This window comes from Pigmentiphaga aceris, from assembly GCF_008119665.1.
Lineage (GTDB): Bacteria > Pseudomonadota > Gammaproteobacteria > Burkholderiales > Burkholderiaceae_B > Pigmentiphaga > Pigmentiphaga aceris.
Map to the genome: position 1 here is coordinate 1,951,472 of NZ_CP043046.1, position 12,306 is coordinate 1,963,777.

Genomic DNA, 12,306 nt, shown 5'->3' on the forward strand with positions numbered 1-12,306 from the left:
ATTTCCAACGGCCGCATGAAAAGCGTTCTGCAAGGCAGACCGTTGCGACAGCAGCAGGGCGCATGCCCTGCTTTGCTTGCGGCCTTGGGCGCGCGACCTGATGCGTCCAGGTAGTGCGACGGGCGCTTGCCCACTGCCCGCAGGTTAATATCGTGGTCGCTCCGGGGTGCACATCAGTGCTGAGATCCAGACCCGTGAACTTGAACCGGTTAATCCCGGCGGAAGAAGAGCATTCACCTTGATGTGACGGCACGCCCAAATAGGAGCGTGCCGCATGGGGAGCCTTCGGAGCATCGTTGCACAGCTCAGGAAGGACGTTCATGGATAAGCTCGCCCCGCTGGTCGCGGACATTCTCGACTTCATTGCGGCGGACGGCTGCTCGGACGATCAGTTCGATGCCCTCGCGCTTCGCCTGTTTGCCCATCAATTTGCCGCCAATGCGCCGTATCGCAGCTTCTGCCAGCAGCGTGGGGTGACCACGCGCAAGGTCAACACCTGGCGGGATATTCCGGCGGTGCCTATCGATGCGTTCAAGGCAACGGAATTGCGCTGTGCGCCGCCGTCTGAGCAGGAACGCGTTTTCATGACCAGCGGCACGACACGTGCCGATACGCGCGGACGTCACTTTCATCCGCTGCTGGATGTCTACGACCTTTCGATGATCCGCAATTTTGCGCAGCGCTTCATGCGTGGCGACGCGCGAATGCCCATGGGCGTGTTGTTCCCCGACGAAGTGGCCATGCCGAATTCATCGCTCGCGCATTATCTGGCGCTGGCGAAGTCGACATTCGGGTCGGACGACAGCCGCTATTTCATGACGCCGCAGGGCATTGACCTGCCCGCGCTGTGGCAGACCCTGGACGCTGCCGTTGCGCGCGGTGAGCCGTATGCGCTGCTGGGCGCGAGCTACAGCATTGTCCACGTGCTGGATGCCTTGCAGGCGCAGGGCAAGCGTTTCCAGCTGCCTGCGGGAAGCCGCATTCTGGACACCGGCGGCTACAAGGGGCAGTCACGCGAGTTGCCGCTTGAGACCTTCTATGCTTCGCTGTCGGACCTGCTGGGCGTGCCGCGTACGCACTGCATCAACATGTACGGTATGACTGAACTGAGCACGCAGTTCTATGACGACGGCAATGCCGAGGTGCCGTCGGTCAAGTCTGGGCCGCACTGGATTCGTTCGCGCCTGGTAGACCCGGTTTCCGGGCAGGACGTAGCCCCCGGCGAACGCGGCATTCTGGTGCATTGCGACCTGGCCAATTTCAATTCGGTCACGACCATCCTGACCGAAGATGTCGGTGTGGCGCGCGGGGCAGGGTTCCTGCTGCTGGGACGTGCCGAAGGCGTGGACGCCAAGGGATGTTCGCTGGCGGTGGAAGAGTTCCTGCGGGCAACTTCGGCATGACGACGCACACGGTCCAGGCCGGGTACCTGCCCGGACTGACGGCGGATGAAGTCGCATGGCAGCAGTTGAGCTTCTCGCAACATGGCACGCGCGTGGACGTGGCCGTGCCCATGCTGACCGCGTTGCAGATGAATGCGCTGGCCGAGCGCGTGCGCCGCGCCAGTGCCTTGCATCTGAAGACCATGAGCGTGTCGGACATCATTGGCGTGATCGACCGCGCAATGGCCCGTCTGCTGGATCGCGACGATCCGTTCCGGCAACAGGCAGACCAGTGGTTGCCGGTGGTCACGGGCTTCGACGCCGACATGGTGCGCCTGGGGCTGACAGCATTTTTCAAGACGTTCCGCGCACCCCAGTTGCACCGTTTCGTGGCCGAGGATTTTGCGAATCCCAAGGTGCTGGATGGTTTTCAGCCGACGCCCAAGGGCGGGGCGGTTCGTGCCTTCGGCCCGGACTTGCTGGTGCACAGCTGGGCCGGCAATGTCCCGGCGCTGGCCTTATGGAGCTTTGTCTGCGGCCTGTTGGTGAAGGCTGGCAATATCGGCAAATTGCCCAGCGCCGAGCCGCTTTTCGCCGGGTGGTTCGCGCGTTTGCTGGCCGAGGTGCATCCGCCTTGGGTGGAGTGCATGGCGGTGGTGTGGTGGCGCGGTGCGGGCGACGACGGCGCGGCCGAGTTGTATGCGCAGGCCGACACCGTGGTGGCCTATGGCGGCAATGATTCGCTGGACGCCATTCGCAAGCGCTTGCCGGTGACCACCCGCTTTTTGCCTCACGGCCACAAGCTAGGCGTCGGCCTGATTGGCGTGTCGGCGCTCGACACTTTGAAAGCACCGCCACTGGCGCGCCTGGCCGCCTGGGACGTGATGCGTTATGACCAGCAAGGGTGTTATTCGCCCCACGTCTTTTACGTGGAACGGGGCGGCGCGGTTACGCCACGTGCCTTTGCCGATTACCTGGCAGCGGAATTGGCCAACTTGCATCGGCGCTTCCCGCGTCGGGCACAGGGTCTTGATGATGCCGCTGCGGTGGCCAAGTGGCAGCAGGCATTCGAGTGGAAGTTGCTTGCCGCCGAGCACAGGCAGGACGCCTTGATCGGCGGGCCGACCACTGCCTGGCAAGTGGCATACCGCGACCAGCTTCAGCCGTTGGCACCCACGGCGCTTCAACGCAGCATTCAGGTGGTGGCGGTTGACGCGCTGGAATCGGTGATGCCCGTCATCGGCGCACAGCGCCGGTATCTTCAGACTGCCGGGGTCGCCGCGTCGCCAGAAGCGCTTTATCGCTTGGCCGATATGCTGGGCGCGGCCGGTGTGACGCGGATCAGTGCCATCGGCGCGATGAGTGCGCCGGAAGCAGGCTGGCACCACGATGGCCGCTTCAACCTGCTGGACCTGGTGCGCATGACCGAAATCGAGAACTCAGCCGAAATGGCTGCGCAGCCGCTGGCGCGATATGCAGATTGAATCTCACGCATCCCCGCAGGCGTTCTTGTCATGAGTTTCATGGACATCCAGAACGTGGTGTTCACCTACCCGGGCAGACCGCCCGTGGTGGACGGCATCGACTGGCAGATCGAGGCGGGTGAGATCCACTGCCTGGTGGGACGCAGCGGCTGTGGCAAGACCACGCTGCTGAAGTTGGCGGCAGGGTTGCTGCGTCCGCAATCGGGCCGGATTCTGCTGCGTGACGGCGAGCTGGTGTCGCCCGGGCCACAGATCGGGTTCATGTTCCAGGCCCCCGTGCTGCTGGAGTGGCATCGGGTCATCGACAACGTGTTGCTGCCGGTGTCCTTGCAGCGTCGGCCAGATGCCAGGGACCGAGCGCGCGCGCTTGCGCTGCTGGACACGCTGGGCTTGGCTGCTCATGCTCAGCATCATCCTCGTGCCTTGTCCGGCGGTCAGCAAAGCCGGGTGGCACTGGCGCGCGCGCTCATTCTCGACCCCGCCTTGCTGCTGTTGGACGAACCGTTCGCCGCCCTTGACGCCATTACCCGCTCAGACCTGCAAGACGATTTGCTGGCTATGTGCCGACAGCGTGGCACCACAGTACTGTTCGTGACGCACGACATTGCGGAGGCCGTTTACTTGGGCGATCGGATTGCCGTGATGCATGGCGGGCGCATCGTCGATGCCTTGCAAGTAGGCCTACCCACGCCCCGAACCCAGACGCTGCGCCACGGCGTGCCCTTCAATCAATATTGCGCGCGTGTACACGCTGCGATGGATCAGGCTCGTCATGCGGGCGCGCAGACTACGACGGTGGGGGCAGCATGACGGCGAGTTCGCGTCAGGCCCGCGTGCTGGCCTGTGTCGTGTTCCTGGTGCTGGTCTGCGCCTGGGAACTGGTCGCGCGCCGATCGGGATTGTCTGCGCTGGTGTTGCCCGCGCCTTCAGCCATTGCCGCGAGCTTGTGGACGCAATTGAGCAACGGCTATTTCTGGCCACATCTGCGCGCCACCTTGTTCACCTTGGTGTCTGGCCTGGCGCTTGGCAGTGTCGTCGGGTTGTTGATGGGCATTGCCCTGGCGGAATCCTCCTTGCTGGAACGGGTGTTCAGGCCCTATGTGATCGTCAGCCAGGTGGTGCCCAAGCTGGCGCTGGCACCGCTGTTCGTGTTGTGGTTCGGCTTCGGGGCCACATCTGTGGTGCTGATCACTGCGCTGATCTGTTTTTTCCCCTTGATGGAAAACACGCTGACGGCCTTGAAGCAGGTGGATGCACAGCGTTTGCAGCTGTTCCAGATGCTGGGCGCTACCCGCATGCAGACCCTGCTGCGCCTGAAACTTCCCACCGGCATGCCGGGCATTCTGGCGGGGCTGCGCGTGGCCGTGGTGCTGGCTTTGGTGGGTGCCGTGGTGGGCGAATTCATTGGTGCCAGCCAAGGCCTGGGTGCCGTCATCATTGCGTCGCAGGGCATGATGGACACCTCGCTGATGTTCGCCGCGCTGATCCTCATCGCCGTGATTGGTCTACTTTTCTATCAAGCCACGCTGTTGCTTGAGCGCGTGCTGTTGCGTTCCTATACCGACCGTCCCTGACATGACCTCAGATACCTTGCACCGTCTGCTTTCCCGCCGCCGCTTCCTTGCCACGACCGCCGCCATGGCGGCCCTTGCGGCACCGCCGTTCGCCGCCTTCGGGCAGAACCCGCCGACCGCTCCGACGCTCGGCAAGGTCACCGTGGCGGGCTGGAGCAAGCCCATCAGCGAGATCACCAATCTGCTGGTCGAGCCGGAAAAAGGGTTCTTCAAGGCGCAGGGGGTGGAACTGGCTTACCTGCCGGGCGCGGGCGGTGGCGATGCCATTCGCAATCTGCTGAGCGGTCAGGCCGACGTGGCGTTCACCGATCCGGGGTCGTTCTTCATGGCGCTGGACAAGGGTGAAAAGCTCGTCGCCATCTACGACATCTACCCGCGCAATGTCTTCAACGTGGTGTCGCTGAAGTCGGCCAACATCACACGGCCGGCGGATCTCAAGGGTAAGAAGATCGGCGTCTACAGCCTGTCCAGCGGCACGCGGCAGAACCTGTTGGTGATGTTGCACCAGGCCGGTCTGAAAGAGTCTGATGTCAGCATCGTGGTGACTGGCTTGCTCAACTTCGCACCGCTGTTGCAAGGCCAGGTCGATGCCACGGCGGCAACCGATACCGGGCTGGTGGTTGGCCAACGAAAGGGCATTGGCGAAGTCAACGTGATGCCGGTCAGCGACTATCTGAACGTGTCCAGCGACTTGTTCGTGGTGCGCGAATCGGTCTATCGGGAAAAGAAGGAATTGCTGAAGGCGTTCCTCAAAGGCTATCGCGACAGCGCGGCCTGGATGATCGCCCAGCCAGATGAAGCCGCAACCCTGGCAGGCAAGTACGCCATCGACGGCACCAACCGCGACATCAATCTTGAGGTCATCCGCTTGCGCAACGCATCGTCATTGTCGGCTGGCGGGGTGGGCAGCCTGGGTGCCTTCGATCTGGATGCCTTGCAGAAGGGCGCTGACGCGTTCCGCGCCTTGGGCCTGATCACGCGTCAGATCAAGGTGTCTGACGTGGTGGACACCAGCTTGTTGCCAGCCCGATAAAAGGCCGCCACATGAAATTCCAGGACAAGGTAGTGCTGGTGACTGGCGCAAGCCGTGGCATCGGGGCGGCAATCGCGCTTGCGTTCGCGCGCGAGGGGGCCTCGGTGGTGGTCAACTACCTGTCGAACGACACTGCGGCTGCCGAGGTGGTTGCCGCATGTCAGGCAGCAGGCGGTGACGCCTGGGCGGTCAAGGCCGATGTCGGGTCGGACGATGCGGTGCGCACCATGATCGATGGCATCGTGAGTGAGTTCGGGCACATCGACATCGTGGTGAACAACGCCTTCAGTCCGTACTTGTTTGACCCAAAGAACAGAACCCGCTTCGACGACTTGAACTGGCACGACTACCAGTCGCAGTTCGACGGCACTGTGGGCGCGACTTTCCGGGTGTGCCAGGCCGTGCTGCCGATTTTCCGCAAACGGGCACAAGGCAGCATCGTCAATATCGTCAGCAACCTGGTTGAACACCCGGTGGTGGCGTATCACGACTACACGACTGCCAAGGCCGGGCTGGTGGCCTTCAGCCGCAATCTGGCAAGCGAGCTTGGCCCGCTTGGCATCCGCGTCAACTGCGTGGCACCGGGCCTGGTGTATCCCACCCAGGCCAGTCAGGCCACCCAGGAATCGTTCCGTGAATCGCTGATGGCGGCCACGCCCTTGCGGCGCATTGCGCGGCCGGAAGACGTGGCGGGGCCGGTGCTGTTCCTGGCGTCGGACTGGGCCGGTTTCATGACCGGGCAGGTCTTGTTCGTGGACGGCGGACTGGTGATGAAATAAGGCCGGCGCAAAGGCCGGGTATCCGGTCCGCCAGTCTGATTACTTTACCGGCGCGCGCAACATGATGCCCGCATTTTCCAAAGCACTACGCAGGCCCTGAGCAAAGGCCAGTGCACCCGGCTGGTCGCCATGCACACACAAAGTATCGGCTTGCAGCGGCACTTCCTTGCCCGACACGGCACGCACATAACCGTGTTGCACCATCGCCAGCACCTGGTCGATGGACTGCTGCAGGTCGGTAATCATGGCCCCCGGCTGGCGGCGCGAGGTCAGCGAACCATCGTCCTGGTAGCTGCGGTCGGCGAACACTTCGCTGGCCACGCGCAGGCCCATGTCGCGGGCCACATCCACCGTCACGCTGCCCGCCAGCGCAAACACCACCAAGGACGCATCCACATCGTGCACGGCGCGGCAGATGGCTTTCGACAGGCCTGCATCGCGTGCGGCCATGTTGTAGAGCGCACCGTGCGCTTTCACATGGCGCAGCGGCACACCGGCGGCATCCGTGAAGCCCTTCAGCGCGCCGATCTGATACACCACCATTTCGTAGGCCTCGTCGGCTGAAACGGCCATTTCACGGCGTCCGAAGCCTTGCAGGTCGGGCAGACTGGGGTGCGCGCCAATCGACACGTCGCGGGCAATGGCAGCTTTCACGGTTGCCGCCATCGAGCGCGGATCGCCTGCGTGGAAACCGCAGGCGATGTTAGCCGAGGTGACCGAGCCCAGCAGCCCCAGATCGTCGCCGGCCTGGTAGATGCTGAAGCCTTCGCCCATGTCACAGTTGAGATCGAGTTCGCGCATGTTCATGTCCATAATTGGTGGGAGAGGGGCGCGGCGTGATGACCAGGCCAGCGCGCAGGGTGACAGGATATCGCCCTCGCAGGCTTGCGTCAGTACGCAAGTTCGTGTCTTCATTCAGGATTGGTATAGTCGGGCTTGAACCAGCCGTCGCCGACGGTTGCGCTTTATGTCGGGGTCATTATTTTCTCCACGCCAGGTGGTTTGCTGCGAGCACTCAATGTCCTGACACTCCTGATCACGATGGGGCTGTTGGCCATCGCCTTCGCCGCGCTGTGGATCGATCGGGAAAAGACCTGGGAGGGCGCGGCAAACAGTGCACGCAACGTGCTTGCCTTGCTGGAAGGCGATATCTCTCGCACGATTCGCGGCTATGACCTGTCGCTCAGTGGCGTGATCGACGGCATGAGCGCGCCGGGCATCGACACCTTGTCGCCCGACATGCGCCAGCGTGTGCTCTTCGATGGGGCCGCTGCAGCCGAGCACCTGGGTTCCTTGCTGGTGATCGATGCACTGGGCAACGTGGTGCACGATTCCGCATCGACGCGCCCGCGTCAGGGAAATTTTGCCGATCGCGATTACTTCAGGGCACATCGTGACCGGGCCGATGTGGGCTTGTTCATCAGCGCCCCGTTTCGCAGCCGCCTGCGCGGCGGTGACCCCAGCATTGCCCTCAGCCGCCGCCTGTCTGCACCGGACGGCAGTTTCGCGGGCGTGGTCAGCGGCACCTTGCGGCTGAGTTATTTTCGCGACCTGTTCCAGCGCCTGAAACTGGGCACCGATGACTCCATCACCTTGTTGCGTGACGATGGCATCGTGTTGATGCGCGACCCCTACGCCGAAGGCATTCCGGGCACCAACCTGCGCGCCAGCCCGGTCATCAGCCGTTTTCTCGATCGTGGTGAATCCGGGTTTGTGGGTAAGGCTACGCTTGATGGCGTCAGCCGTTACTACAACTTCGCGCGCCTGCAGGGGCTGCCGCTGTTCATGAACGTCAACATCTCGCCAGACGGTTTCCTGAAACCTTGGCGACAGCGCTCGTGGGTCATCAGCATCACCACCTTGCTGTTGTGCGCGGCGGTGATGACACTGACACTGCTGTTTCAGCGCGAACTGCGCAGACGTCAGCAGGTAGAGCGGAAACTGGAATTGCTGGCGCAGACCGACGGCTTGACGGGGCTGGTCAACCGCCGTGCATTCGATCTGGCCTTGCAGACCGAGTTTGACGACGCCCGCCGCACGGGCGCACTGATGTCCTTGCTGTTTGTCGACGCCGATCGCTTCAAATACTTCAATGATCGATACGGGCACCAGGCCGGTGACGAGGTGCTGCGGCGTATTGGTGATGTGCTGCGTGAGCATGCGCGACGGCCTCGCGATGTGGCGGCGCGTTATGGCGGGGAAGAGTTCGTGTTGCTGTTGCCCGCAACCGGGGCTGCCCAGGCGGTCGAGATCGCAGAGCGCCTCCGCACCGCCGTCATGGCTTTGAGCTTGCCCCACGATGGCTTGCCGGGCGGTGTTTGTACGGTGAGTGTCGGTGTTGCAAGTGGTGTATCGGCAGGGTCAGAAGATCGTGCCGCCATGCTGATGCGCGCCGACGCAGCGCTTTACCGTGCCAAGCAGGCGGGTAGAAACCGGACGGAATTGGCAGCTTGATCGCGGCGTGGCGATGCTGGTTTTCGCTGGTGTCAGTGAATGATTCAGTTATCGATCTTGCTCATCAACGCTCAATCAGCTGGCGTTTTTCAGCCGATCATTTTTCAACCGTTCGATGAACCAGCGCCCGGCCGGTCCGGGCAGCGCATCTTTGCGATGTACTGCAGACATCGCAATTGCCAATGGGTGCTGCCGGTAGGCTTCCAGCTCGATGCGTACCAGCAGGCCGCTATCCACATCGGCCTGCACCATGGCTTGTGGCATGTGGCCCCAGCCAAAGCCGGCGCGCAGAAATGCATGTTTTGCACCCAGGTCTGCCAGCCGCCAGGTCAGCGGTGAAAACACGGCAAAAGTGCTGCCGCTGGTCAGGTTTGTGCGATCGGTGAGTACGAGTTGAACGTGGCGTTCCAGGTCGCGGTCACGCACTGCCCCGGTGTGTTCCGTCAACGGGTGGCCGGGTGCCACCACGGTGATCATCGGTACATCAAGCAGTCGTTCGGTGTCGATGCTGTCAGGCACCACCGGCATGGAACCGATCACCCCGATACGACATACGCCGTCCAGCACCGGCTGTACGACGGCTCCGAGCGCTTCGACATAAAGCCGCAGGGGCGTATTGGGAAATGCACCGCGAAAGGCACCCACCGCTTCGGTCAGTGAGGCCATCGGGTACATCACGTCCACCACCACCGACAGCTCGGGTTCCAGCCCTTCAGACAGCGTTCGTGCGCGGGCCTTGAAGGTATCCATGCCGTTGACCACCGTGCGCGCCTCGCTCAGCAATGCCTGGCCTTGTTCCGTCAGACGGGGGTAGCGCGCGCTGCGGTCGAACAGCTGCGTGTTGATCTGGCCTTCCAAGTTGGCCAGCGTCTGGCTGATGACGGACTGCGCCCGGTTCAGCTTGCGGCCTGCCGCCGAAAAACTACCTTCATCTGCCGCCGCAATGAAGGTGCGCAACTGGTCCATGGAAACGCCGTCAAGCATGTGTCGGTCCAGGCATATATCGGTCCTGTAGATGGATTCCATCGAAAAATATAGGCTTCCAGCATGGATGTCCAGTGCCTAAGATTCGTTCCATCAACTCGATTCAGCGATCCAAGCGATCCAACCAAGGCAGACATCATGAGCACCACCATCACCGCTTCGCGTATTTCCTCCACCTCGGCCACCTCGACCAACGGCGCGTTGTCGGCAACGATTCCGCTGATTGCCCGCCTGATGCTGGCGGCGATTTTCATCGTCAGCGGTGCGGGCAAGATCGCTGAACCCGCCGGCACGCTGGGTTACATCACGTCGGTCGGTCTGCCGGTCCCCATGCTGGCTTACATTGCCGCGTTGGCGGTTGAAATCGTGGGTGGCTTGCTGCTGGTCGTGGGCTACCGCACCCGCGTCGTTGCTGCCGTATTGGCCGTGTTCTCGGTGATCTCGGCACTGGCCTTCCACCACGCCCTGGGCGACCAGAACCAGCTCTTCCACTTCTTGAAGAACATTGCGTTGGCCGGTGGTCTGCTGCAAGTCGTGGCCTTCGGTGCCGGTACCCTGAGCCTTGACGCCCGTCGCGGTGAATGATCGATCGGGGTCACGACACCGAACTGATCTGATGTGGCAAGCAGGTCGCAACACCGTGACCTGCCACCATGAAAAACACCCCAGGCATCGGATAAGCATCCGTTACCTGGGGTAATTTTCCGTGCCTGCTGCGGTCTGGCTCAGTCCTGGGGCGCAGCCATCGACAGACGCCATGCGGCGGCCTGTAGCTGTGCGGCGCTGAAAATCGGTGCGAAGTCAGGTTGCAGCATGACTGCTTCCAGGGTCAGTTCCCGGTGGCCGGCTCTGACCAGGTCTTTCATGCTGCTGTGGATGTCACCGGACAGCATCAGTTTCTTTGCAAGCGTCGCGGCGTGTTGAGCGCGCAGCATCTGTTCCAACCGGACGGGTGCGAGGCCCAATTCCCGCGCCTGGTCGCAGGCTTGCTGGACACGGTCGGCGAATTCGGCTTCAAGCTGTTTGAGATCCATGGGTTCTACGAAGGCTCGTAAATCTGAAAAGAGCGGCAGTTTAAGCCCGCGCCGCCTGCTCTGTGACGCCCTGAGCGCTGCCAGGCGCGACTTGTTGTGCGGACGGCACGGCAGAATCTGGCTGTACGCACTTACCGCATGTCACAACACCCGAGCTATAGTCCCCGTTGACCTGATCTACGGCGAATCAATTGTTCAAATTTTCATGTGCGGCGCTGATGGCGCTTTTGCTGCTGACTGGGTGCGGGCCCAGTGAGGCGGAACTTGCTGCCCAAGCCAAAGCGTATGCCGACGCAGAGCGTGCCATGCACAAACAGAAGCTGCGCTCGGTGATCGAACGCACCTTGCTCGATCCCTATACGGTGCAATATCGCAATGACTGGGTGACGACGGCAGGCGCGCTGTGCGGCGAAGTCAATGGCAAGAACAGTTTTGGTGAATATGTGGGCTTCACCCGTTTTGTCGTGAATCCGCAAGGCAGGGGCTATATGGCCAGCGATCCGGCGTCAGCCGAGTACAAGGTGTTCGAGCTTGACTGGCTCGCCTACTGCCTGACCCCGCGACCAGCTGTGCCCTGAATTCGTAGACAGGTAAACCATTCCCATCGGTAGATATAAGGCCGTCACATGTAGTTACTCGTGGCTTTGGCCTGAGTATCGGCTGTTAGCCTAGCTGGATAGTCGGGTACTGCAGTCTTCGTTGCGGCCCGAGCCGATCTCTACCGAGGAATTCATGAGCAAGTCACTGATGTCGTTCACCCCCGGCGGATACGCCTATGCGCCCGGAGGCTTTGCGTATTCGCAAGGCGTCGTGGCCTTGCCGGGGTTTTCGATGTTGCATTGCCGGTTCGCAGCACCCGTACCCTTCGCCAAAGCACTGGCAAGAATTTCTCGTCTGCTGACCGACAGCGGTCGCCCGATGGCGGCGCTCTGCTCACTGGAACTGCGCTTGCCGCGTCCCCTGGGCTTCGATGAGTTCGGTGCCATCAACCTGGACTACGTCGATGCGCTGGTGGCCGCCGGTGTGCCGATCGTAGGTGCCAGCCCGATTGCGCGCTCCAACGTGGCGCCGCTGGTCAATGCGCCGTCAGAGCTGAGCGTGCACGGCTTCACCTTCACCGTGCCCAGCGTCGACGAGCAGCCTTGCTTTGTGGTGTCGGGCAGCTCTGAATGGCCGCAGGACGGCCGTTTCCCCGAAGACATCCACCGCTACGGCGAGACGTCCGACGCCGCATTGCACGACAAGGCGATGTGGACCATTGCCGCTGTCGAAGTGCGCATGGCCATGCTGGGCGTCGACTGGTCGCATGCGACCATGACGCAATCGTATTCCGCACACAATGTGTTCCCCGCCATGGCAGCGCTGATCGAGCGCCAGCAGACGGGCGCGCAAGGCGTTGTCTGGCACCTGAGCCGCCCGCCGGTGCAGGGCTGGGAATACGAGATGGACGTGAAGGGTGTGGCTGGCGTGCGCTTCTTGTCAGCGTCCTGATACAGCCGCCCGCAGTACCTGAAAGATCGATGCGGGCATGCAGGCCCGGCTTATCCGTGAGATAAGCTGGCCTGCATGCCCGCATTTTTGC

13 protein-coding genes and 1 riboswitch are annotated in these 12,306 nt (G+C 62.2%); of the genes, 10 read left to right on the top strand and 3 right to left on the bottom strand.

The window, feature by feature from the left end:
• The first annotated feature begins 152 nt into the window (after positions 1–152).
• Positions 153–244, top strand: a riboswitch (TPP riboswitch).
• 76 nt (positions 245–320) lie between these two features.
• Genes FXN63_RS08190 through FXN63_RS08215 form a run of 6 tightly spaced genes read left to right on the top strand, consistent with a single transcriptional unit; the run spans position 321 to position 6,252 of the window.
• Positions 321–1,403 carry a LuxE/PaaK family acyltransferase gene (locus tag FXN63_RS08190; RefSeq protein WP_148814215.1) on the top strand — a complete coding sequence of 361 codons (1,083 nt, stop codon included), beginning with the start codon at positions 321–323 and terminating at the stop codon, positions 1,401–1,403.
• A complete protein-coding gene (locus FXN63_RS08195; protein WP_148814216.1) occupies positions 1,400–2,866 on the top strand; it encodes an acyl-CoA reductase in 1,467 nt (488 codons plus the stop codon). The genes FXN63_RS08190 and FXN63_RS08195 overlap by 4 nt, the downstream gene beginning before the upstream one ends.
• A gap of 30 nt (positions 2,867–2,896) precedes the next feature.
• Positions 2,897–3,676: an ABC transporter ATP-binding protein gene (locus FXN63_RS08200; RefSeq protein ID WP_148814217.1), complete on the top strand. Its 780-nt coding sequence runs from the start codon at positions 2,897–2,899 to the stop codon at positions 3,674–3,676.
• A complete protein-coding gene (locus FXN63_RS08205; protein ID WP_148814218.1) occupies positions 3,673–4,440 on the top strand; it encodes an ABC transporter permease in 768 nt (255 codons plus the stop codon). Before FXN63_RS08200 ends, FXN63_RS08205 begins: the two co-directional genes overlap by 4 nt.
• Position 4,441: 1 nt before the next feature.
• Positions 4,442–5,473 (top strand): ABC transporter substrate-binding protein, encoded by a 1,032-nt coding sequence (locus FXN63_RS08210; protein WP_246165067.1) that lies wholly within the window; start codon positions 4,442–4,444, stop codon positions 5,471–5,473.
• Between the two features lie 11 nt (positions 5,474–5,484).
• The gene (locus tag FXN63_RS08215) at positions 5,485–6,252 is read left to right on the top strand and encodes an SDR family oxidoreductase (protein WP_148814219.1); all 768 of its coding nucleotides are present in this window, start codon (positions 5,485–5,487) and stop codon (positions 6,250–6,252) included.
• 39 nt (positions 6,253–6,291) lie between these two features.
• Here the strand turns inward: FXN63_RS08215 and FXN63_RS08220 are convergent, their stop codons facing one another.
• Positions 6,292–7,053 (bottom strand): LamB/YcsF family protein, encoded by a 762-nt coding sequence (locus tag FXN63_RS08220; protein WP_187395149.1) that lies wholly within the window; start codon positions 7,051–7,053, stop codon positions 6,292–6,294.
• 135 nt (positions 7,054–7,188) lie between these two features.
• Between FXN63_RS08220 and FXN63_RS08225 the strand changes: the two genes are divergently transcribed.
• Complete coding sequence (locus tag FXN63_RS08225) at positions 7,189–8,706, top strand: sensor domain-containing diguanylate cyclase (RefSeq protein WP_246165068.1); 1,518 nt, start codon at positions 7,189–7,191, stop codon at positions 8,704–8,706.
• Between the two features lie 75 nt (positions 8,707–8,781).
• On the opposite strand, the gene FXN63_RS08230 is transcribed toward FXN63_RS08225, so the two are convergent.
• Complete coding sequence (locus FXN63_RS08230) at positions 8,782–9,690, bottom strand: LysR family transcriptional regulator (protein ID WP_148814221.1); 909 nt, start codon at positions 9,688–9,690, stop codon at positions 8,782–8,784.
• Positions 9,691–9,828: 138 nt separating this feature from the next.
• Here FXN63_RS08230 and FXN63_RS08235 point away from each other — a divergent pair, with 138 nt between their 5' ends.
• Positions 9,829–10,275 carry a DoxX family protein gene (locus FXN63_RS08235; RefSeq protein WP_148814222.1) on the top strand — a complete coding sequence of 149 codons (447 nt, stop codon included), beginning with the start codon at positions 9,829–9,831 and terminating at the stop codon, positions 10,273–10,275.
• Between the two features lie 140 nt (positions 10,276–10,415).
• On the opposite strand, the gene FXN63_RS08240 is transcribed toward FXN63_RS08235, so the two are convergent.
• Entirely contained in the window at positions 10,416–10,724 is a 309-nt protein-coding gene (locus FXN63_RS08240) for a hypothetical protein (RefSeq protein WP_148814223.1), read from the bottom strand.
• 305 nt (positions 10,725–11,029) lie between these two features.
• Here FXN63_RS08240 and FXN63_RS08245 point away from each other — a divergent pair, with 305 nt between their 5' ends.
• Both FXN63_RS08245 and cnbZ read left to right on the top strand, forming a co-directional pair.
• The gene (locus FXN63_RS08245; protein ID WP_148814224.1) at positions 11,030–11,302 is read left to right on the top strand and encodes a hypothetical protein; all 273 of its coding nucleotides are present in this window, start codon (positions 11,030–11,032) and stop codon (positions 11,300–11,302) included.
• 154 nt (positions 11,303–11,456) lie between these two features.
• Complete coding sequence (gene cnbZ, locus FXN63_RS08250) at positions 11,457–12,215, top strand: 2-amino-5-chloromuconate deaminase CnbZ (protein ID WP_148814225.1); 759 nt, start codon at positions 11,457–11,459, stop codon at positions 12,213–12,215.
• Positions 12,216–12,306: the final 91 nt, after the last annotated feature.

Coding starts and splice junctions, on each gene's coding strand:
- FXN63_RS08190 (WP_148814215.1), top strand. CDS start 321: ATGGATAAGCTCGCCCCGCTGGTCGCGGACATTCTCGACTTCATTGCG.
- FXN63_RS08195 (WP_148814216.1), top strand. CDS start 1,400: ATGACGACGCACACGGTCCAGGCCGGGTACCTGCCCGGACTGACGGCG.
- FXN63_RS08200 (WP_148814217.1), top strand. CDS start 2,897: ATGAGTTTCATGGACATCCAGAACGTGGTGTTCACCTACCCGGGCAGA.
- FXN63_RS08205 (WP_148814218.1), top strand. CDS start 3,673: ATGACGGCGAGTTCGCGTCAGGCCCGCGTGCTGGCCTGTGTCGTGTTC.
- FXN63_RS08210 (WP_246165067.1), top strand. CDS start 4,442: ATGACCTCAGATACCTTGCACCGTCTGCTTTCCCGCCGCCGCTTCCTT.
- FXN63_RS08215 (WP_148814219.1), top strand. CDS start 5,485: ATGAAATTCCAGGACAAGGTAGTGCTGGTGACTGGCGCAAGCCGTGGC.
- FXN63_RS08220 (WP_187395149.1), bottom strand. CDS start 7,053: ATGCGCGAACTCGATCTCAACTGTGACATGGGCGAAGGCTTCAGCATC.
- FXN63_RS08230 (WP_148814221.1), bottom strand. CDS start 9,690: ATGCTTGACGGCGTTTCCATGGACCAGTTGCGCACCTTCATTGCGGCG.
- FXN63_RS08235 (WP_148814222.1), top strand. CDS start 9,829: ATGAGCACCACCATCACCGCTTCGCGTATTTCCTCCACCTCGGCCACC.
- FXN63_RS08240 (WP_148814223.1), bottom strand. CDS start 10,724: ATGGATCTCAAACAGCTTGAAGCCGAATTCGCCGACCGTGTCCAGCAA.
- FXN63_RS08245 (WP_148814224.1), top strand. CDS start 11,030: ATGCACAAACAGAAGCTGCGCTCGGTGATCGAACGCACCTTGCTCGAT.
- cnbZ (WP_148814225.1), top strand. CDS start 11,457: ATGAGCAAGTCACTGATGTCGTTCACCCCCGGCGGATACGCCTATGCG.